The sequence below is a fragment of the Polaribacter vadi genome (genome assembly GCF_001761365.1).
GTDB lineage: Bacteria > Bacteroidota > Bacteroidia > Flavobacteriales > Flavobacteriaceae > Polaribacter > Polaribacter vadi.
In genome coordinates this window covers 3,386,190-3,407,578 of the sequence record NZ_CP017477.1, presented here as the reverse complement: position 1 = coordinate 3,407,578, position 21,389 = coordinate 3,386,190, and the positions used below count along the sequence as shown (strand labels likewise).

18 protein-coding genes are annotated in these 21,389 nt (G+C 29.7%); 7 read left to right on the top strand and 11 right to left on the bottom strand.

Annotated elements, in window-relative coordinates; all coding sequences use genetic code 11:
• Positions 1 to 108: 108 nt before the first annotated feature.
• The gene (locus LPB03_RS14695) at positions 109 to 504 is read right to left on the bottom strand and encodes a hypothetical protein (protein ID WP_065320365.1); all 396 of its coding nucleotides are present in this window, start codon (positions 502 to 504) and stop codon (positions 109 to 111) included.
• Positions 505 to 561: 57 nt separating this feature from the next.
• Positions 562 to 1,191, bottom strand: coding sequence for a 16S rRNA (guanine(527)-N(7))-methyltransferase RsmG (gene rsmG, locus LPB03_RS14690; RefSeq protein WP_065320366.1), 630 nt, complete (start codon positions 1,189 to 1,191; stop codon positions 562 to 564).
• Positions 1,192 to 1,312: 121 nt separating this feature from the next.
• On the opposite strand from rsmG, the gene LPB03_RS14685 reads away from it, so the two are divergent.
• The 7 genes from LPB03_RS14685 to LPB03_RS14655 all read left to right on the top strand — a co-directional run bounded on the left by LPB03_RS14685 (position 1,313) and on the right by LPB03_RS14655 (position 10,454).
• Positions 1,313 to 2,404, top strand: a complete 1,092-nt coding sequence (locus tag LPB03_RS14685; protein WP_065320367.1) for a fatty acid desaturase family protein — start codon at positions 1,313 to 1,315, stop codon at positions 2,402 to 2,404.
• Positions 2,405 to 2,422: 18 nt separating this feature from the next.
• The gene (locus LPB03_RS14680; RefSeq protein WP_170324238.1) at positions 2,423 to 3,610 is read left to right on the top strand and encodes a pyridoxal phosphate-dependent aminotransferase; all 1,188 of its coding nucleotides are present in this window, start codon (positions 2,423 to 2,425) and stop codon (positions 3,608 to 3,610) included.
• 234 nt (positions 3,611 to 3,844) lie between these two features.
• Positions 3,845 to 4,858, top strand: coding sequence for a 7TM diverse intracellular signaling domain-containing protein (locus LPB03_RS14675; RefSeq protein WP_065320368.1), 1,014 nt, complete (start codon positions 3,845 to 3,847; stop codon positions 4,856 to 4,858).
• A gap of 446 nt (positions 4,859 to 5,304) precedes the next feature.
• Complete coding sequence (locus tag LPB03_RS14665) at positions 5,305 to 5,760, top strand: hypothetical protein (protein WP_065320370.1); 456 nt, start codon at positions 5,305 to 5,307, stop codon at positions 5,758 to 5,760.
• Between the two features lie 18 nt (positions 5,761 to 5,778).
• Positions 5,779 to 9,381 carry a LamG-like jellyroll fold domain-containing protein gene (locus LPB03_RS14660; protein WP_065320371.1) on the top strand — a complete coding sequence of 1,201 codons (3,603 nt, stop codon included), beginning with the start codon at positions 5,779 to 5,781 and terminating at the stop codon, positions 9,379 to 9,381.
• Positions 9,382 to 9,395: 14 nt separating this feature from the next.
• A complete protein-coding gene (locus LPB03_RS16785; protein ID WP_170324239.1) occupies positions 9,396 to 9,566 on the top strand; it encodes a hypothetical protein in 171 nt (56 codons plus the stop codon).
• A gap of 27 nt (positions 9,567 to 9,593) precedes the next feature.
• A complete protein-coding gene (locus LPB03_RS14655) occupies positions 9,594 to 10,454 on the top strand; it encodes a hypothetical protein (RefSeq protein ID WP_065320372.1) in 861 nt (286 codons plus the stop codon).
• A gap of 41 nt (positions 10,455 to 10,495) precedes the next feature.
• Here the strand turns inward: LPB03_RS14655 and LPB03_RS14650 are convergent, their stop codons facing one another.
• The 9 genes from LPB03_RS14650 to mraY all read right to left on the bottom strand — a co-directional run bounded on the left by LPB03_RS14650 (position 10,496) and on the right by mraY (position 21,388).
• Positions 10,496 to 10,708: a hypothetical protein gene (locus LPB03_RS14650; RefSeq protein ID WP_065320373.1), complete on the bottom strand. Its 213-nt coding sequence runs from the start codon at positions 10,706 to 10,708 to the stop codon at positions 10,496 to 10,498.
• A gap of 206 nt (positions 10,709 to 10,914) precedes the next feature.
• Positions 10,915 to 12,795 (bottom strand): cell division protein FtsZ, encoded by a 1,881-nt coding sequence (gene ftsZ / locus LPB03_RS14645; protein ID WP_065320374.1) that lies wholly within the window; start codon positions 12,793 to 12,795, stop codon positions 10,915 to 10,917.
• 83 nt (positions 12,796 to 12,878) lie between these two features.
• Positions 12,879 to 14,222 (bottom strand): cell division protein FtsA, encoded by a 1,344-nt coding sequence (gene ftsA / locus LPB03_RS14640; RefSeq protein WP_065320375.1) that lies wholly within the window; start codon positions 14,220 to 14,222, stop codon positions 12,879 to 12,881.
• A 6-nt stretch (positions 14,223 to 14,228) separates the two neighbouring features.
• Positions 14,229 to 14,954, bottom strand: a complete 726-nt coding sequence (locus LPB03_RS14635) for a cell division protein FtsQ/DivIB (protein WP_065320376.1) — start codon at positions 14,952 to 14,954, stop codon at positions 14,229 to 14,231.
• Positions 14,944 to 16,296: a UDP-N-acetylmuramate--L-alanine ligase gene (murC, locus tag LPB03_RS14630; RefSeq protein ID WP_065320377.1), complete on the bottom strand. Its 1,353-nt coding sequence runs from the start codon at positions 16,294 to 16,296 to the stop codon at positions 14,944 to 14,946. Before murC ends, LPB03_RS14635 begins: the two co-directional genes overlap by 11 nt.
• Complete coding sequence (gene murG / locus LPB03_RS14625) at positions 16,293 to 17,384, bottom strand: undecaprenyldiphospho-muramoylpentapeptide beta-N-acetylglucosaminyltransferase (RefSeq protein WP_065320378.1); 1,092 nt, start codon at positions 17,382 to 17,384, stop codon at positions 16,293 to 16,295. The genes murC and murG overlap by 4 nt, the downstream gene beginning before the upstream one ends.
• Positions 17,371 to 18,558, bottom strand: coding sequence for an FtsW/RodA/SpoVE family cell cycle protein (locus tag LPB03_RS14620; RefSeq protein WP_065320379.1), 1,188 nt, complete (start codon positions 18,556 to 18,558; stop codon positions 17,371 to 17,373). Before LPB03_RS14620 ends, murG begins: the two co-directional genes overlap by 14 nt.
• Before the next feature lie 135 nt (positions 18,559 to 18,693).
• Positions 18,694 to 20,079 carry a UDP-N-acetylmuramoyl-L-alanine--D-glutamate ligase gene (murD, locus tag LPB03_RS14615; RefSeq protein ID WP_065320380.1) on the bottom strand — a complete coding sequence of 462 codons (1,386 nt, stop codon included), beginning with the start codon at positions 20,077 to 20,079 and terminating at the stop codon, positions 18,694 to 18,696.
• A gap of 82 nt (positions 20,080 to 20,161) precedes the next feature.
• Positions 20,162 to 21,388, bottom strand: a complete 1,227-nt coding sequence (gene mraY, locus LPB03_RS14610; protein WP_065320381.1) for a phospho-N-acetylmuramoyl-pentapeptide-transferase — start codon at positions 21,386 to 21,388, stop codon at positions 20,162 to 20,164.
• Position 21,389: the final 1 nt, after the last annotated feature.

The following is a 21,389-nucleotide window of genomic DNA, read 5'->3' as shown; positions in this document are numbered from 1 at the left end:
TTAGTTAAACAAATGTAAATAACTAAAAGAGGCTTAATATGCGCTTATCGTTTTATATTTAACTCATAAAGTTAAGATTCATTAATTTATATCTATTAAAAATATATCTTAATCTTCATTATTATCAGCCAAAGTAACATTATTAAACGTTGGATAATTCTCAATAATACTTCCTGCTCCTTTTTTATTAATTTTAAAAGTAACGTCTTTTGTTGTAGTAAATAGCAAGACAGATAAAAATGAATTTTTAAGATGTGGTTTTAAAATCGTAAAAGCTTCATCTAAAGTATATTCGTTTTCAGTATCTTCAGTTTCTCTAGATCTATAGCGAAATTTCACCAAAACTTTTGCATCTTTATCAAAAGAGATGGGTCTTATAAAAATGTTTTTTAAATCAGGTTTCCCAATTGTTTTTGCCATTGTTAACTTAGCAAAACGATTTTCTTGAACACTTTTTTCTACTTCTTTCCAAAAGACAATAAAAACTTCTTGATATGATGACATAAAGTGATGCTGTTATTTCAAATTAAATTGATAAAACTAAATTTTTATAAGAATTAATTATCCTTTAAACTTCATCCCTAAATGAACCACTTTTTTAGTTTCAAAAAAGTCTTCATCAAAATAAGTAGGTAAATCATAGATTGTTGCAGAAGTATATTTTTGTAATTCTTCAGTTAAATCTCCTCCTTTTAAATATAAAATTCCGTTTTTTAAATCGTGATTTTGCTTTTTTGCGATTCTACCTTTTGTCCAACCAACAAAAGTTTCCATTTGTGCAACTGCTCTACTTACAATAAAATCGTAAGTATCTTTTACCTCTTCTACTCTGCCATGTGTAGTTTTTACGTTTGTTAAACCTAAACCAGCTACAACTTCATCTACCACTTTTATTTTTTTTCCGATAGAATCTACCAAATGAAATTGCGTTTCTGGAAATAATATTGCCAAAGGAATTCCTGGAAAACCACCTCCTGTACCAACATCTAATACTTTAGAGCCATTTTTAAAGCTGATAACTTTTGCAATTCCTAAAGAATGTAAAACATGACGTAAATATAATTCATCAATATCTTTTCTAGAAACCACATTAATTTTTAAATTCCAATCTTGGTACAACTCTTGCAGTTTAGAAAACTGTGCTATTTGCGTTTCTGTTAAATTTTTAAAATATTTCTGAATAATATCCATTTATGCTTATTTTTAGTGCTGCAAAAATAGTTATTTGAATTGGAACAATTCTAAACAAAAACTAACGTTTATCATAAATAGCAAAATTAAATAGATTATTTTTACGCTTTTAAATTATTACATGAAAACAATAAATTTCTCAAGAGTAGATAAAGCAAAGTTCTTTAGAACTCTAAATAAAAGAGTAAACAATTACTTTAAAGATAACGATATTAAAAGAACTGGTAATTGGAAATTATACACAAAAGCAATTTTAATGTTCTCGCTTTTTTTAATTCCATTTATTTTAGTTTTAACAGTTTCTATGTCTCAATGGGTTATGATTTTGTTAATGGTTCTTACAGGAATTGGTATGGCTGGTGTTGGCATGAATGTTATGCACGACAGTAATCACGATTCATTTTCTAGTAGAAAATGGGTAAATAAATTAATGGGAAGTAGCATTTACATCCTTGCAGGAAATGTGTATAACTGGAAAGTGCAACACAATGTTTTACACCACACATTTACAAATGTAGAAGGACATGATGAAGATATTGATGCTGGTAGAATAATTCGTTTTTCTGAACATTCTTCTTGGTTACCAATTCATAAAATTCAAAAGTATTATTCGATATTTTTATATGGATTACTAACCATAAACTGGGCAATTACTACAGATATAAAGCAAATGCACAGATATTTGAAAAAGAAATTATCGTATGGAAAATTTCCAAATCCTACTACAGAATGGACAAAGTTAGTAATTTCTAAAGTTGCTTATTATGCACTTTGGATTGTTTTACCTTTAGTTGTTTTAGATATTTCTTGGTGGAAAGTAGTACTTGGTTTTTTTGTAATGCATTATACAGCTGGTATGATTTTGAGCGTTGTTTTTCAATTGGCACACATTGTACCCAATACAGCAATGCCATTACCAGATAAAGAAGGCAATTTAGAACACACTTGGGCAGTCCACCAATTATACACAACCTCTAACTTTGCACCTAGCAATTGGTTGGTAAACTTTTATACAGGAGGTTTAAATCATCAAGTTGAACATCATATTTTTCCTCATATTTCTCACGTGCATTACAGCAAATTGGCTAAAATTGTAAAAGAAACAGCAAGTGAATTTAATTTGCCTTACAACGAATATAAAACCATGAGTAAAGCACTTGTAGAGCATTTTAGACATTTAGGTGTTTTAGGACAAAAACCAGAATTAGCATAATTAAAAAGTTTTAGAAAAATGGCACATCCATTATCGGACAGAATTAACAGTTTACCAGTATCACAAACTTTAGCAATGGCTGCTAAAGCAAGAGAATTAAGAGCAGAAGGCAAAGATATTATTGGCTTAAGTTTGGGCGAACCAGACTTTAATACACCAGATTTTATTAAAGATGCTGCCATTGAAGCAATCAACCAAAATTATAATTCTTATTCGCCAGTTGATGGTTATGTAGAGTTAAAAGAAGCGATTTGCACCAAGTTTAAACGCGATAACAATTTGGATTACAAACCAAATCAAATTGTAGTTTCTACAGGCGCAAAACAATCTATTGCAAATGTTGCTCAAGTACTTTTAAATAAAGGTGATGAAGTTTTATTACCTGCACCTTATTGGGTTAGTTATTCTGCAATTTCAATTTTAAGCGAAGCTACTTTTGTAGAAATTCCTTCTACTATAGATACTAATTTTAAAATTACTCCAGAACAATTAGAGGCAGCAATTACACCGAAAACAAAAATGGTTTTCTTTAATTCGCCAAATAATCCTTCTGGCTCTATTTTTAGTGAAGCAGAATATAGAGCGTTGGCTAAAGTCTTAGAAAAACATCCACAGATTTTTATTTTATCAGATGAAATCTACGAACATATAAATTACGATTGCAAACCTTTTAGTTTTGCACAAATCGAAAACATGTACGATAGAACCATTACTGTAAACGGTTTAGCAAAAGCTTTTGCTATGACTGGTTGGAGAATTGGTTATATTGGTGCTCCAGAATGGATTGCTAAAGCATGTACAAAAATGCAAGGTCAAATAACTTCAGGTACAAATTGTATTGCTCAAAGAGCTGCAATTACTGCTGTTTTAGCACCTGTGGAAAAAATTCAGTTTATGGTTGATGAGTTTAAAACTCGTAGAGATATCATTATTGGATTGTTAAGAGAAATTGATGGTTTTAAAGTAAATGTTCCTGATGGTGCTTTTTATGTTTTTCCTGATGTTTCTGCTTTCTTCGGAAAAACTATTAACGGAGTTAAAATAGAAAATTCAGGAGATTTCTCTTTATTTATTTTAGAAAAAGCAAATGTTGCAACTGTTTCTGGTGATGCTTTTGGAGCTCCAGATTGTATAAGAATATCTTATGCAGCTTCTGAATTACAAATTAGAGAAGCAATTAAAAGAATAAAAAATGCATTAAGTTAATTCTTTTTTTATATAAGCTTTAAAAAACCTCATTCTTAAATGAGGTTTTTTGTTTTTCTAAAAACAAACAGCCCTAAAAGAAAATAAGGCTTTTCAAAAATTTATTTAATTAAGAGAATTTATTATTTTTATGCAAAATAAAATATCTTGGCATTAAAAAAATCAATCATAAAAAAAGATACATACCTACATTTTTTTTTTACTTTAATATTTTTACTCTGCTCTTTAAACCTAATGAGCTTTGAGGTAACTCAACAAATTAGTAACACAACAAGTTTTAAAAGCGAAACAGATCTTCGAAGTTTACTTTTAGGAATCTTTTTTGGGTTTATGATAGTTATGGCTATTTATAACCTCTTATTATACTTTTCATTAAAAGACAAAGTTTATTTACTTTATGTTGGCACAGTAATTTTTAATATTTTAACAACCTTAGCTATAAATGGTATTAGCGGTCAATTTTTTTGGCCCAATCAACCTGACTTAGATGCAATTATATATGTAACCTTCGCTGGTTTAAGTATGTTTTTCTCCAGTAGATTTACCTCTGATTTTTTGCATTTAAAAAAACGTCATAAATCATTAGATAAACTTATGTGGGTAATTGCTTACCTAAGTTTATTACTAACAATTCTTAGTCTTTTTCTTACTGTAAAACAAATTACACCTTTTGGAAGATGGCTAGTATTACTTTCTTTTCCTTCTTATATTTTTGTTGCTATTGTTTCCTACAAAAAAGGGTTTAAATCAGCCAAATTCTATTTAATAGCTTGGATCCCTTACGTATTAGGATTGATAATCAGAACTATGCATGGAGCTGGATGGCTACCTACAAATCAAATTATTTTATCCTCTATAGAATTAGGAGGTGCATTAGAAGTCGTTTTACTTTCATTTGCTTTAGCAGATCGAATTAAGAGACTTCAAAAAGAAAATAGAAAAATAAGAACGCAACTAAATAATTATATTTCTAAAGTATTAAAATTAGAACAGGAAGCTAAATTTTCAACTACAGTTAATGAAAATTCTCCTGAAGTAAAAATTGAAAATATTGCAAAAAAACATAACTTAACAGAAAGAGAAACTGATATTTTATTACAAATTAGTTTAGGAAAAAATAATCAAAAAATTGCTGATGAATTATTTATTTCTATCAATACTGTAAAATATCATACCAGAAATATCTATGAAAAATTAGATGTAAATAAACGTACAGAAATTACTTCAAAAATTTTATTCGATAAATAACTATAGAACTTTCAAAAAGTTTATTCTTTTACTTCTAACAGCTATTTTTTTTAAAAAAAATAGTGTTTATAATGCATTACTACCTTAAAGGATAGGCAAAACTACCCAAAAGGGTGGGGAAAAAACTACAAATAACTTCTACTATTGCATAGAATTTTAACTTTTTATGCAAAATAACATTCACATAAAGTCTTTACAAAGCACTTTACAAGAAAAAACAGCGAAAATTAAAAAGCTAAAAAAACATCTTGTAATTATGGTAATAATATTGTGCATATTACTTGTCACTTTTTTATTACAACACAACACTCAGGTAAAAATAATTTTAACAATAACTGTTGCAAGCTATGCAATAATTACAACAATTAAAATATACCTAATACAACAAATCCAAAAAAAAATACAACAAAAAATAAAATCTTTATAATAAACAAACTCTAAGAATTATGGAAATAACACAACAATTAGACTTAAAACGATTTGTAAGTACAGAGGCAAAAAATGATGTTTACTTTAAAATAACAACTTGGCTTGTTGCAGAATTTAATATAGGGAAAGGTAAATGGGCCAAAGTAGAAAACAATCACTTAAAAATAAATGTAGAAGGTACAGTTCCGCTAATTGGAAATGATTTTTCACTTATTATATCCATAGAAAAAATGAATTTCGAAACTGTTAATGTAGAATTATCTGGCTCAATTAATATAAGCTCGAAAGGAAGTATATATAAAGAAAGTGAAGATGAACTTAAAATAATAGATTTAGATTTTGACTATGAAGGTTTAAAAGATATTTCTATTATATCAATTACTAGATGGAAAGAAGTAGAAACTAGAGTTAGTTTTTATAACGTGTCTAATAAATTAAAAATAAAAGACTGGCTAGAAACTTACTGGATATAAATTTTAAAATTATTTATCATGAAAAAAATTAAACTTACCTTAATTCTATTTATTTTTTGTTGTAATATATATGGGCAAGTCACAGAAACAGAACCTAACAATACTATTGACGCTTCTGGTGTTATTACCATAACTGAAGACGGTACATTTAATGGTTCTTTTAATCAATACGATATAGATTTTTTTAAAATTAAAAGTTATGCTGTAGGAAACGTTACTTTTGATTGGATTTCAGCACCAGTAGTAGGAAACGGACTTTATATTTATGAAGACGACTCTAATTATGGTTCTACTTATCTAACTAGAGTATTAAACCCAGAGCAAGTAACAGTAACATTAAATCCTAATAAGTATTATATTGTCCGACTTCATACTGGAACTGCAACTGGCTCATGGAGCTTTTCTGTAAGTGGTTTAAAATTTGCACCCGTTATTTCAACTTCAACTGCAACAGCAATAGCCAAAACTTCTACTATCATAGGTGGTAATATAACTTCTGATAATGGAAATGCAGTAACTGAACGAGGAATTGTCTATTCAACTTCAGATAGTACTCCAGAAATAGGAGAGGCTGGAGTAACAAAAGATGATGAAGGAGGTATAGGCTCAGGAGTATTTTCAGAAACTATTTCTGGATTAACAAAAAACACGCTCTATTATTACAGGGCGTATGCCATAAATGATAATGGCACAAGTTATGGAAGCATAAAAAGTTTTACTACTTTAAACCCAATACCAATATTAACTACATCAGACGCAACATCTATTACCAAAACTACTGCAACTTTAGAAGGTAATATTACTTCAAACAATGGAAATGCAATCACAGAAAGAGGTATTATTTATTCCTCGACTAATAGCACACCAGAAATAGGAGAATCTGGAGTCACAAAAGAAACAAATGGCACAGGTACAGGTGTGTTTTCTGAAACTATTACTAACTTAACAAAAACTACTGCTTATTATTATAGAGCGTATGCTATAAATAGTGAAGGTACTGGTTATGGAGATGTTAAGAATTTTACTACTCTAGATGATTTACCGACAGTTACAACAACAGATGCAACAAGTGTAGAAACAACTTCTGCTATTTTAGGAGGAAATGTTACTTCTCAGGGAGATAGCGCAGTAACAGAGCGTGGTATTGTATATTCTAGTACAGATACCAACCCAAAAATTAGAGATTCAGGAATTATAAAAAATGATAATGGAACCGGAACTGGTGTTTTTACAGAAAGCATAACAGGTTTCACAGCCAACTCAACATATTTTTATAGAGCTTACGCAACTAATAGTCAAGGCACAGCTTATGGAGAAGTTAAAAGCTTTAATTTTAATCACTCTTTAAATTTTGATGGTAGTGATGATAGAATTATTATTCCAGATAATGCTGCTTTCGATTTTTCTAGCGGTTTTACTGCAGAAGCTTGGATAAATCCAGATGTTTTAGGTACACAAACCTATTTAAGTCAATATGATAGTAATCAAGAAGCATTTGCTTTTATCTTATTAGCTTCTGGTAGAATAGAGTTTACAGTAACAACTGATGGTACTACAGACCAATATTTTGAATCTTCAGCTATAATTACTCCTGGAGAATGGTCTCATGTAGCACTTACTTTTGACGGTGCAACAATGAAAGCTTATATAAATGGAGTAGCAGATGGAACAAAAGTTGTTATTGGAACAATGTTTCCAAGTACAGCACCTATAGAAATTGGAGCTAGAAATAATAATTACTTTTTTAATGGTAGTATAGATGAAGTTAGAATTTGGTCACGTGTTTTAACAGCAACAGAAATCAATAATCAAAAAGATAAAAGTGTTCCTGCTAATGCAAATGGTTTAGCAGCATATTATAAATTTAACCAAGGAATTGCATATGGTGATAATACAGCTATTACTTCATTAACAGATAGTGGAGCAAATAGTTTACATGGTACTTTAAATAACTTTACTAAAACAGAAACAAGTTCTAATTTTGTAAAAGGAGTTACAGGATTTGGTAATGCTGTTACTAATAATACATTTTCCACTACAGGAAATTGGTCTACACCTAGTAACTGGAGTTTAGGTATTGTTCCAACACAAATAGACAAAGTTACTATTGGTTCAGGAAAAATAGTAACTATTGATGTAGATGATTTAACAATAGATGATTTTACTTTAGAATCAGGAGCTACTTTAAGTATTCCAAAAGATAAAGAAATTACTATTCAAAACTCTTTTGTAAGTAATGGGACTTTAGAATTAGGTTCAGATGCTACAGATAGTGGCGTGTTATTTGTAGAAGGAACATCAACAGGAAATATTACTTATAAACGTGGTGGTTTTTTAGAAAATAAATGGAGTATTGTAACACCACCAGTTTCTGGGCAAAAAATAAAAACTTTTGCAGAAAATACTGCCAATGATATTCGTGTAAATACAACTCCAAATCCAGACAGATATGCAATTGCTTATTACGATGATAGTCAAGATTCTGGTAGTAAATGGGTGTATTATAATGCTGATGTAGATGAAAACACAGAATTTACTGCAGGTCAAAGTTATTCTATGTCTAGAGCTACAGATGGTGAAGTTACTTTTACAGGAACTTTAACTATTGATGATTTACAAAAAACATTAATTGCTGATCAATGGAATGCTATTGGAAATCCGTTCACAACCTATTATCCTGCTAATAAAAATAGTAATAGTAGTTTTTTAAATGACAACATGAATGTTTTAGATGATGCGTTCAAAAGCTTGTATGTGTGGGATAATGCTCAAGAAAAATATGTTGCTATAACCGAAGTTGATATAGCTGCTAGATCTCTACCTCCTGGCCAAGGATTTTTTATAAAAATGAAAACTGGTGAAACAGAAATAAATTTTAACAAAGAAAAAAGAAGCACCAAACCAACTTCTGGAACATCAACTTTTGAAAAAAGTACTAGCACACCAACGATTACTTTAAAAGTAACAAATGAGACTAAAACAGTAACTACAGATATTAAATATTTTGAAAATGCAACTTTTGGCTTAGATCCTGGTTTTGATATTGGTAATTTTAATAGCTCTAGTTTAGATATTTACACTCGCTTATTAGATGAAAATATATCTACCAATTTTACAATTCAATCTTTGCCATTAAACAGTTATGAAAGTGCAATTATTTCTATTGGTTTAAATGGAAATAATGGCGATCGAATTACATTTACTATCGCCAGTATAAATATTCCTAATTCTATTAATATTTATTTAGAAGATAAAGAAAAAAATACTTATCAAAAATTATCAGAAACAAACGGAAATTATACAATTGTTTTAAAAGATAAAATTAGTGGTGTAGGCCGTTTTTATTTACATACAAACAGTAAATCTTTAGGTACAAAACAAATTTCTACTTTAGAAGGCGTGAGTATATTTAATACTAATAAAATACTTAAAATCAATGGATTAAAAACCACTACAGCAAACATAAAGCTCTACTCAATTTTAGGAAAAGAAGTTTTAAGTAAAGATTTTACCGCAAATAAAAAGAATGAAATTTTATTACCAAAAATTTCTAAAGGAGTGTATTTAGTAGAACTAATTACTGTAGAAGGTACGTTGAATAAGAAAATTATTATAGATTAAATTATAATAAAATTATGAATAATACAAAAATAAAAACTACAGATATCAGTAGAAAAGAAGCAATAAAAAAAATAGGTACTTATAGTAAATATGCTGCATTAACTGCGTTAAGTACTTACATGATATTAAACCCTCAAAAAGCACAAGCTAGTTCACTAATTGATAAACCTGAAACTGGTTTTTAAATTTATAAATTATTTAATACTAAAACAATGGAAATCTTAAAAGAGTCTGACTTAGAAATAGGTGATATTTTAATATTTGAAGATTATGATTTTAATAATGATGAATTAATAAACAATTTTAATGAAAGTGGATTTAAAGGTGCTTTTTACTATTTATTACATTATTTAATTGCTTGGTTTGATCCTGGAAAAGAAGGTGAAAATTATAAAAACATTTATCATGCCGCTATTTGGGGAAATGTAGACATCAACAGAGATACTAATTCTGATCCTTTACTTAAAAATTGTGTTGTACAAGCAGGTACAAATGGTATTGGTTGCGCAACTTTAAAAGAGACACTTACTCATAAAACAGTAATGAATGTATATGTCTGTAGGTTAAAAGAAAAAACAAGTTCTTTTGAAACGGATATAAACAAATCAATTAGAGATTTTTATAAAGAAAAAGGTTATTATTCTTTTAAAACTGCTTGGTTGTTAGCTATTATCTGTTCCATGCGCTATACAAAAGGTCAAGTTTTTAGGCTGTTAGAAAAATATTTACATTCTAAAATTGCTGCAAAATACATTGTTAAAATGATTTTAGATTCTATTAATGAATACAGTAATCATAACCAAAGAAAAATGGTAGCTTGTAGTCCTCTTGTAGGTATGATGTACAAAAATGCAGGGTATGAACTTCCCGTAAACGTATTTGAATTATGGCAAGATAACAAGTTTCCTAATGCACATTTTGATTTAAAAAATTTAGAAGAAAAACTTCCATTAACTTCATATAATGAAAATGATGAATGGCCAATAATTAAAGAAACTATTGTAACACCAAGGCAATTAATGGAAAGTCCAGCTGTAGAAATGATAGGATTATTAAGACACCTTAAAAAATAAGTTGAATGCAAATTTTATTATCCTTTTTCATTTATTTAAGACTAAGCAATTATTAAAATCAAAGCAAAAGCAAATAATGAAACTTGTAAAATAGTTCCTGTTTGGCTTTGTACTTTTTCATGATGTCTATCAATTATAGATTTCATTTTAGATAAAGTTACTCTTTTAGAATTAGCAATATTTTCTCTAATTTCTCTTTTATAAGCTGATGTTAAAATTCCTCTTTCAATAGTGTTTGTGTATGTAGGTTTCATAATCGTATATTTTGTTTGGTTATATATGTAAGACGAAGTATAAATTATTTTGTTACATTCAAAACCTATACACAGTATAGAGAAAAAAGCATTTTTATAGGATTAATGGTTTACGACAATCAGAAAAAAAAATAAAAAAACTTTGTAAAATAAAAAAAATCACATCCTTTTGAGATGTGATTTTTTTAAAATTGTGACTATTTTATTTAATCTACATTATCATGTAAAAAAGAATTGTTCGATTTAAAATCAATTCCATCAGAATCTTTGTTTAAAATAGTTCTTGTTTTACTAATGGCACTATTTCTATCTAAATCTACCCCTTGTCTTTTATATGCAGGTTGACGCTCAATTTCGTCTATATTTTTACTTAAACTTTCATTAAAGTTGTAATTAAACTTCTTCATGTTTTTTCTTCTCTCTTCAGCTCTTTTTTGCAATTCGCTAATTGTTAAATCTAAAGGAGAAACTTCCTCACTAAAAGTGTTGATATTATTAATTTCATCTTGAGGCTTTGCAGTTCTCAACTCGAACTTAATTTCTTCTTCCATTACTTTTTTTTCAGTAATTTGAGAACTTTTTCTAATAGTAGGAGCTGAATCAAAATCTTCTAACACATAACGTGTTTCTTTCTTTTCAGCAATTTCTTCTGCCTCATAATTTTCTAAATGATGTGTAGTATTAGAAGGTCTGTGTGTGTTCTGTTTAATTTCTTCCTCTTTTTTTATTTCAACAGATGGTTTTAAAGGCAAATCGAATAATAAATCTCCTTGAATACTTTCAGGTTTTTCTTCGATTTGTACTTCTTGTACAACATCAGTAATAATAAAATCTTCTTCAACAACTTTACTTGCTTTAATTTCTTCGAAATTTACAGGCATATTTGCAATAATAGAATTTGTAGAAATCAAATCCATTTTTGGTTCTGAATCTAAAGTATCATCACTTAAATTATGGACAACTTTCTGCTCAGTTTTATTGGTTAAAGGAGTATCTAAACTTGGCGATTTTGTAATTGTTTTTTCACCAAAATTATACGTTGCTTTTTGTTCATCCTCTAAAGTGTGAACTATTTTTTTTACTTCTGTATTGGTAATTGTACTTTGCTGATCTTTTGCAAAACCAGTCGCAACAATGGTTACTGCAATTGAATCTCCCAATTCTTCATCTTCACCAATTCCCATAATAATATTGGCATCATAACCAGCTTCATCTTGAATGTAGTCGTTTATTTCTCCAATTTCATCTAAAGTAACCTCACTTGTTCCTGAAACAATTAATAACAGAACATTTTTAGCTCCTGTAATTTTATTATCATTTAATAAAGGAGAATCTAATGCTTTTACAATCGCATTTTTAGCTCTACTTGTACCTTCTTCTTTAGCAGAACCCATAATTGCTGTTCCACTGTTAGAAAGTACTGTTTTAGCATCATGTAAGTCAATATTTTGCTTGTAGTGATGTGTAATAACTTCTGCAATTCCTTTAGAAGCAGTAGATAAAACTTCATCAGCTTTAGAGAAACCAGCTTTAAAACCAAGGTTTCCATAAACTTCACGTAATTTATTATTATTGATAACAATTAAAGAATCTACATTTTGGCGCAGTTGATCAATTCCTAATTGTGCTTGAGAAGTACGTCTTTTACCTTCGAAAGCGAAAGGCATTGTTACAATACCAACTGTAAGAATGTCCATATCTTTGGCAATCTTAGCAATAATTGGTGCAGCTCCAGTTCCTGTTCCACCACCCATTCCTGCAGTAATAAACACCATTTTTGTTTGGTTGTTTAGCATCTGCTGAATTTCTTGCATACTTTCTTTAGCTGCTTGTGCACCAATTTCTGGATTTGCACCTGCACCAAGACCAGAAGTCAAGTTTGCTCCTAATTGAATTTTATTAGGAATTGGACTGTTTTCTAAAGCTTGTGCATCTGTATTACAGATTACAAAATCTACTCCATTAATGTGTTGCTGAAACATGTGGTTTACAGCATTACTTCCTCCACCTCCAACTCCTATTACTTTAATAGTGTTCGATTGTGTTTTTGGCATTATAAAATCAATGTTATCAAAATCTGCGCTCATAATAACGTTTGTATTATTGGTTGTTATTTTTATTCTTTGTAATTCTTTATTTTCTTCACTATAAGTTCACTGAACTTATAAAATTATTCGGCATTATCTAAAAAATCTTTTAAGCCTTCTGTAAACTTTTCGAAAAAAGATTTTTTCTTTGGCTTTTTTTCGATTTCTACTTTAGGTTCAAAGTCTCTTTCCTCTTCATCATCATCAACCTCTATATTTTCAGGAATAAATTCCTCGACAATTTCTTCAGTTTTCTCAACTTTTACTTCTTTCTCTAAACTTTCCATTAACAAGCCAACTGCTGTTGCAAAAGCTGGACTTGATAAAGCTTCTTCAGAATCACCAGCCAAATGCTCGTTTGGAAAACCAATTCTTGCATCCATTCCTGTAATATATTCTACTAACTGGCGTAAATGTTTTAATTGAGCTCCACCTCCTGTTAACACAATGCCTGCAATTAGTTTTCCTTTTTGCGTTTCGTGTCCGTAATTTTTTATCTCTAAATACACATGCTCAATAATTTCTTGAACTCTTGCATGTATAATTTTTGATAAATTTTTAAGTGTAATCTCTTTTGGTTCTCTTCCTCTTAAACCTGGAATAGAAACAATTTCCGATTCTTTATTTTCTCCTGGCCAAGCAGAACCAAACTTAATTTTTAATAGTTCAGCTTGTTTTTCTATAATTGAACAGCCTTCTTTTATATCATCTGTAATAACATTACCACCAAAAGGAATTACTGCTGTATGTCTAATTATACCATCTTTAAAAATGGCTAAATCTGTTGTTCCACCACCAATATCAATCAAAGCAACACCTGCTTCTTTTTCTTCTTGACTTAAAACTGCTTCTGCAGATGCTAAAGGCTCTAAAGTAATTTCGTTTAAATTTAAACCTGCACTTTTAATACATCTTCCTATATTTCTAATCGATGATACTTGCCCAACTACTACATGAAAATTCGCTTCTAAACGACCTCCATACATACCAATTGGTTCTTTAATATCTGATTGAGAATCTACTTTAAACTCTTGAGGTAACACATGAATAATTTCCTCTCCAGGCAACATTACTAATTTATGAACTTGATTTACCAAATTATAAATATCTGATTCTTCTATAACTTCATCTGCGTTATTTCTTGTGATATAATCACTATGATGTAAACTCCTAATATGTTGACCAGCAATACCTACAACAACATCTTCAATCTTAATTCCAGAAACACTTTCTGCTTCATCTACTGCTTGCTGAATAGATTGTATAGTTTGGGTTATATTACTAACAACGCCACGTTTTACACCTAAACTTTTGGCTTTACCAATGCCAATAACTTCAATCTTACCATATTCGTTTTTACGACCAATCATGGCTACAATTTTGGTTGTACCAATATCTAAACCTACAGCTATTTTATTGTCTTCCATTTTAGGTTATTTAGTGCACACAACTTGGTTGTGATATTTTACATTTATTGTTTTATAAATTTGAATCGTTTCGTCTTCAAATGTTTTATTATAAAACGCTTTTAATTTTTTAAATTTCACATCAACTTCAGTTAAATTACCAAAATCGATTTTATAGTTTCCACTTCTCACGGAAAATTGATACTCATTAGCGTCAGATTTTTCAATACCAACAACTTCTTTTCGTAAAAAATTATCCTTTAAAATTGTATCTATTAAAGGTAATATTTCACTAACATCATCTTCATCTTTTACGCCAGAAACCAACAATACTCTTGCTGAATAATTATCTGACAAAGGCACTTTTACTCCTTCTTTATCAATGTAATAAGAATCATTTTTGTTAATAACTCTTGCTACTGGAGTTCGTTGTTTTATAACAGATTTTAACACACCCTGAACTGTTAAAAAAACGGCAGCCTTTTCAACATAAGGGTTCTTAGAAACATTATTCTCTAGATTGTATAAATCTATTACAGATTTTGCTTGGTTTTGTACTGTTTCTTGATTTTGTATTAACAATTTATTAACCATAGCATGCGTCAAAAAATTGTTATCTCCATCTTCAAATTCAACAATTATTTCTGTTACTTTTTTCTGTTGATTTCTGATAGATGAAAAACTATACAAAAAGCTCAAACAACCTATTAACACTAGAAATAGCATATATTTTAAAAACCTTTTAATCTTCATCTTCTTGGGTTTTTAAAAGTTGATTTGTTACTTCATTAATAAGCACTCCAATATCGCCTGCACCTAACATTACTACTACTTTTGCAACAGATTTTTTAATATCTTTTAAAATATTATTTTTTTGGACTAATTTTTTCTGCTTATTATCAATCTTACTCAACAACCACTCAGAGTTTACATTCGCAATTGGTTCTTCTCTTGCAGGATAAATATCCAACAACAAAATTTCATCAAATTTCGATAATGCACTGGCAAAATCATCTATAAAATCTCTTGTTCTAGAAAATAAATGTGGCTGAAAAACAACCAACACTTTTTCATCAGGATACATTTCTCGAATCGAATTTTCTACGGCATTTATTTCTGTTGGATGATGTGCGTAATCATCAATTAAAACTAAATTATCGGTTTTAATTTTATAAGAAAATCTACGTTTTACACCTTTAAAAGTTGATAAACGTTGTTTGATATCCTCTAAAGAAACTCCATAAACATCTGCCATTGCTAATGCAGCCAAAGCATTCATTACATTGTGATTTCCTGGTAAATGAAACTCGATATTTTTTATGGTTTCTGATGGCGTTTGTACATCAAAAATATATGTACCACTTTCAATTTTTAAGTTGAAAGCTTTATAATCTGCTTCTTCATTTATAGCATATGTTACTCCTTTTAAAGGCAAACCTTTGGCAACAATTAAAGTATCAGAAACTTTTTGAGAGAAATCAAAAAATGATTCATTTAAAGCTTCTGCTGCTCCATAAATATCCAAATGATCTGCATCCATAGAAGTAATACAAGCAATATTTGGGCTTAATTGCAAGAAAGATCTATCGAATTCATCTGCTTCTACAACCGAGATTTTATCTTCTCCTAAAATTAAATTAGAATTATAGTTTTCTGCAATTCCGCCTAAAAAAGAAGTTGCATTTACGGATTTCATAATATGCCCTAAAATAGAAGAGGTTGTAGTTTTTCCATGTGTACCTGCAACTGCTAAGCAAAATGTATTGCCAGTAATTTTACCTAAAACTGCAGCTCTTTTTAAAACTGTAAAATTATTATCTAAAAAATAATTGAATTCGATATGATTTTTTGGAACTGCTGGCGTATAAACCACCAAAGTTGTTTCCTTATTTAAGAAAGAAATCGGAATATTTTTTAAAGCATCTTCAAAATGAATTTCCACACCTAAATCTTGCAAATCATTTGTAATTTGAGAAGGTGTTTTATCATAACCAGCAACATTTTTTCCAACAGACGCAAAATAACGAGCAATTGCGCTCATTCCTATGCCTCCAATTCCGACAAAATAGACGTTATGTATACTTTCTAAATTCACTTTTTTAATAATTTTTCAATCTCATTTACTATTGCTGTTGTTGCTCCAGGCAATGCTAATTCGTTTATATTTTCTGATAAATGTTCTTGCTTTCCTTTATCTTTTAATAACGTTTCAAAGATTATTGGAAATGTTTCTAACTCACTTTCTGGCAATAAAATTGCCCCTTGTTTATCTGCAATCGATTTTGCATTTTTTGTTTGATGATCTTCTGCCACATTTGGTGATGGAATAAAAATTACTGGCTTCCCAACAATACACAATTCCGATACTGAACCTGCACCTGATCTCGATATTATAATATCAGAAGCTGCATACGCCAAATCCATCTTATTTATAAATTGATGCACTTGAACATGCTCTAAATTATCATATTTTTTATACTCTTCAAAATAAAATTTACCACATTGCCAAATAAGTTGCACATCTTGCTTTTTAAAAAAATCTAGATTACTTTCTATTAATTGATTTATTTTTCTTGCTCCTAAACTTCCTCCTAAAACTAAGATTGTTTTCTTTTTTTTATCAATATTAAAAAAAACTTTACCTTCATTAACTTTGGCATTTATCTGCAATAAATCTTGACGAACAGGATTTCCTGTTTTTACAATTTTCGCAATCGGAAAAAATCGAGATAAACCATCATAAGCCACACAAATTTTAGCAACACGTTTGCTCAATAATTTATTTGTAATTCCTGGATAAGAATTTTGCTCTTGTATTAATGTTGGTATATTTCTTCTGCTTGCCATTATTAAAGTTGGTCCGCTTGCAAAACCACCAGTTCCAATAGCTATATCTGGTTTAAATTGTCTTATTATTCTTCTTGCTCTCCATAAACTATCAATCATTTTAAAAGGAAATCCAAAATTTTTAGCTAATTGTTTTCTTTGAATTCCAGAAATCCATAGGCCTCTAATTTCGTAACCTGCTTGAGGCACTTTTTCCATTTCCATTTTATCTTTTGCACCAACAAACAAAAAGTTTGCATCAGGAAAACGCAATTTTATTTCGTTTGCGATTGCAATTGCAGGATAGATATGACCTCCTGTTCCTCCTCCAGAAATAAGTATGTTATATGGTTTCATGCAAAATATCTAAAGGGTTATCATCTAAAATATCTTCTTCTGTTTCTTGCTTTGAAGCGCTTACACTTAAAATCATTCCTAAGGCAAAACAAGTCATCCAAATAGAGGTTCCTCCACTACTAATTAGTGGCAAGGTTTGCCCAGTTACAGGAAACAAATTCGTAGCAACTGCCATATTTATGGTTGCCTGAAATATAATTGGGAACCCAACTCCTAAAACTAATAAAGTTCCAAAAATTGTGGTTGTTTTTCTAATCACTACAAAGATTCTAAAGAGTAATAAAAAATAAATTGAAACGATTATAAAACCGCCAGCTAAACCATATTCTTCAATTATAATTGCAAAAATAAAATCGGAAGAAGATTGTGGTAAAAAGTTCTTTTGAATACTTTTTCCTGGTCCAACTCCAACTGCACCTCCTGTTGCTATAGCTATTTTTGCTTTTTCAACTTGATACGCTTCTTTATTATCAGCATCAGAAAAATTCTCGATTCTGTTTTGCCAAGTCTGCACTCTGTTAGGCATTGCATCTGGAAAAGCTTTGGCTATCAACACAAAAAATGCCAATGCTAAAATACCAACTCCCAAAATAAATCCTAAATATTTTATTGGATATCCTCCTACAAATGTTAGCGTTAAAATCATTGTAAAAATGATAGCTGTTGTAGAGAAATTTGCGGGTAAAATCAATATTAAAACCGCAAAAACTGGCAACCAAAGTTGCCACAAACTCTCTTTAAATCGAATTTCTTTTTCTTTATTTTTTGCTAAATATCTAGCCACATAAACCATTAAAACTAAACCTGCCAAAGTTGATGTTTGAAAACCAATACCTACAAACGGAATGTTAATCCATCTACTTGCATTTGCGCCACCAATTGTGGTTCCTTGCATTAATGTAAAAACCAGTAAAATAATTACAATTGGCAACATTAAAACAGAACCTCCAGAAAAATATCGATAAGGAATTTTATGAACGCCATAAATAATCGCAAATCCCATAATTAGTAAAACCATGTGCTTTACTAAATATCCAAAAGTAGATCCAGAACCCACAACATATACCAAGTTTGTGCTTGCGCTATATACTGGCATAAATGAGAATATTGCCAAAATAGCCACAATTGCCCAAATGGTTTTATCTCCTTTTATATGTTGAAAAATGGTTTTCATAAGCCTCTTTTAATCTCTCCAAAGAAGAGAAACACTCTTGTGTTTATCTATATTTTTTTAAATTTTTATTAAAGTAATTTTATCTCCTTAAACTTGCTAATTCTTTCTGTTTAGGAAGGTTGGGACGTACCGCTTTTAAAGATTTCTAACCGCTTTTTTAAATTGACGACCTCTATCTTCGTAATTTTCAAATAAATCAAAACTTGCACAAGCAGGAGACAATAAAACTGTTTCTCCTCTTTCTGCCAATTTATGAGATACTTTTACAGCTTCTTCTGCACCAGCAGTTTCCACAATAATATCTACTACATTCCCAAACGTATTTTTAATTTTATCATTATCAACACCTAAACACACAATTGCTTTTACTTTTTCTCTAACCAAAGGCAATAAATCATTATAATCATTTCCTTTATCAACACCACCAACAATCCAAATTGTGGTTTTATCCATGCATTCTAAAGCATAAAAAGTTGCGTTTACATTGGTTGCTTTAGAGTCGTTTATATACTCTACATCATTAACTTTTGCTACATTTTCTAAACGATGTTCTGCACCTTCAAAATTTGACAAACTCTCTTTTATAAAATCTCTTCTAACGCTTAATAATTGAGCAGCCATTGCTGAAGCCATTGCATTCTTAGTATTGTGTTTTCCTTTAATTGATAAAGTTGATATTGGCATATTAATTTTGTCTTTATTTATATTGATAATAATATTGTTGTCTTTGATATACGCTCCATACTCTAATTCTTTTTCAAGCGAAAACGGAACTAATTTTGCTTGTGTTTTATTTTCTTTTAACCAATTATTGATAACTTCATCATCTGCATCATAAATTAGATAATCAGTTGCTTTTTGGTTTTTTGTTATTCTAAATTTTGATTCGATGTATTTATTAAAATCATACTCATATCTATCTAAATGATCTGGAGTTATATTGGTTAAAATTGCAATATGACTATTGAACTTTTCAATTCCATCTAACTGAAAACTGCTAATTTCTAACACATAATTTTCGAAATCATTTTCTGCAACTTGTTTTGCAAAACTGTCTCCAATATTTCCTGCAACTCCCACATTTAATCCTGCACTTTTTAAAATATGATGCACTAATAATGTTGTCGTTGTTTTTCCATTAGATCCTGTAATTCCTATAATTTTAGCCTTTGTAAATTGTGCTGCAAACTCAATTTCTGAAATCACAGGAATTGATTTTTTTAACAATTTTTGAACTAACTCAGCTTTATCAGGAATTCCAGGACTCTTCATCACAACATCAGCAGTTAAAATTTTGCTTTCTGTATGTTGATTTTCCTCAAAATCGATCTCGTTATTTAAAAGAACTTCTTTATATTTTTTTGATATTTCTCCTCTGTCAGAAACAAAAACTTTGTATCCTTTTTGTTTTCCTAAAATGGCTGTACCAACACCACTTTCTCCTCCACCAAGAATAATAAGCTTCCTAAACCCTTCAAAAGAGGACTTTTTCTCAGCTTTATATTTATCTTGGTTATTCATTTTTTTACTTAAACTTACTAATTTTAATTCCCCACAAACTTGATAACTCCTTCCCTTTGGGAAGGTTGGGATGGGCCTTTTTTTATCTCAATTTTAGAGTTGCAATCGTAAAAACTGCTAGTAAAATTCCAACAATCCAAAAACGAACTACAATTTTACTTTCGTGATAACTTAATTTTTGATAATGATGATGCAAAGGCGACATTTTAAAAATTCGTCTTCCTTCACCAAATTTCTTTTTCGTGTATTTAAACCAAGAAACTTGCATGATTACAGATAAGTTTTCAATGACAAAAATCCCAGCTAAAATTGGTAGTAATAATTCTTTTCTGATTGAAATTGCAATTACAGCTATAATTCCACCAATGGTTAAACTCCCTGTATCACCCATAAAAACTTGAGCAGGATAGGTGTTGTACCACAAAAACCCAATTAAAGCTCCAGCAAAAGCAAGTATAAAAACCGTCATTTCTCCAGAATTAGGAATGTACATGACATCCAAATAATCTGCGAAAATGATGTTTCCAGAAACCCAAGCAAAAACAGCTAGTGTTACCACAATAATTGCTGATGAACCTGCTGCTAAACCATCAATTCCATCTGTTAAATTGGCTCCATTTGAAACTCCTGTTACAATAAAAACAGTTATAAAAATGAAAACAATCCAACCATATTTTTCATAACCATCTCCTAAAAAACTAAAAGCTTTTGAATAATCTAGTTCGTTATTTTTAAAGAAAGGAACCGTTGTTTTTGTTGATTTATGAGCTTCGCCAAAAACTTGCTTTCTGCCATTTTCTTGAACAATTTGTTGATCAATTGGTAATTGTTCTTTGATAACAACATCATCATTAAAATATAACATCGACCCAACAATTAAACCCAAACCAACTTGCCCTAAAATTTTAAACTTACCACTTAAACCGTCTTTATCTTTTTTAAATACCTTTATATAATCATCTAAAAAACCAATTAAACCCATCCAAACTGTGGTAATGATTAGAATGATGATATAAATATTATCCAACTTTGCCAATAAAACTGCAGGAATTAATGTTGCCAAAATAATAATGATTCCACCCATTGTTGGTGTACCAGATTTTTGTTTTTGACCATCTAAACCTAAATCTCTTACAGTTTCTCCAACTTGTTTTTTTTGCAAGTAGTTGATGATTCTTTTTCCATAAATTGCAGAAATTAACAAAGACAAAATAAATGCTGCTGCTGCTCTAAATGTGATAAACTGAAACACACTTGCACCAGGAATACTAAACTGACTTTCTAAATATTCAAATAAATAATATAGCATT

Bases quoted from the DNA above. Each gene is read 5' to 3' on its own strand.
- LPB03_RS14655 (WP_065320372.1), top strand. From the start codon at position 9,594: ATGGAAATCTTAAAAGAGTCTGACTTAGAAATAGGTGATATTTTAATA.
- LPB03_RS16785 (WP_170324239.1), top strand. From the start codon at position 9,396: ATGAATAATACAAAAATAAAAACTACAGATATCAGTAGAAAAGAAGCA.
- LPB03_RS14695 (WP_065320365.1), bottom strand. From the start codon at position 504: ATGTCATCATATCAAGAAGTTTTTATTGTCTTTTGGAAAGAAGTAGAA.
- LPB03_RS14660 (WP_065320371.1), top strand. From the start codon at position 5,779: ATGAAAAAAATTAAACTTACCTTAATTCTATTTATTTTTTGTTGTAAT.
- LPB03_RS14635 (WP_065320376.1), bottom strand. From the start codon at position 14,954: ATGAAGATTAAAAGGTTTTTAAAATATATGCTATTTCTAGTGTTAATA.
- LPB03_RS14675 (WP_065320368.1), top strand. From the start codon at position 3,845: ATGAGCTTTGAGGTAACTCAACAAATTAGTAACACAACAAGTTTTAAA.
- ftsZ (WP_065320374.1), bottom strand. From the start codon at position 12,795: ATGAGCGCAGATTTTGATAACATTGATTTTATAATGCCAAAAACACAA.
- LPB03_RS14680 (WP_170324238.1), top strand. From the start codon at position 2,423: ATGGCACATCCATTATCGGACAGAATTAACAGTTTACCAGTATCACAA.
- murD (WP_065320380.1), bottom strand. From the start codon at position 20,079: ATGAATAACCAAGATAAATATAAAGCTGAGAAAAAGTCCTCTTTTGAA.
- LPB03_RS14620 (WP_065320379.1), bottom strand. From the start codon at position 18,558: ATGAAAACCATTTTTCAACATATAAAAGGAGATAAAACCATTTGGGCA.
- mraY (WP_065320381.1), bottom strand. From the start codon at position 21,388: ATGCTATATTATTTATTTGAATATTTAGAAAGTCAGTTTAGTATTCCT.
- LPB03_RS14650 (WP_065320373.1), bottom strand. From the start codon at position 10,708: ATGAAACCTACATACACAAACACTATTGAAAGAGGAATTTTAACATCA.
- LPB03_RS14665 (WP_065320370.1), top strand. From the start codon at position 5,305: ATGGAAATAACACAACAATTAGACTTAAAACGATTTGTAAGTACAGAG.
- murG (WP_065320378.1), bottom strand. From the start codon at position 17,384: ATGAAACCATATAACATACTTATTTCTGGAGGAGGAACAGGAGGTCAT.
- ftsA (WP_065320375.1), bottom strand. From the start codon at position 14,222: ATGGAAGACAATAAAATAGCTGTAGGTTTAGATATTGGTACAACCAAA.
- LPB03_RS14685 (WP_065320367.1), top strand. From the start codon at position 1,313: ATGAAAACAATAAATTTCTCAAGAGTAGATAAAGCAAAGTTCTTTAGA.
- rsmG (WP_065320366.1), bottom strand. From the start codon at position 1,191: ATGGATATTATTCAGAAATATTTTAAAAATTTAACAGAAACGCAAATA.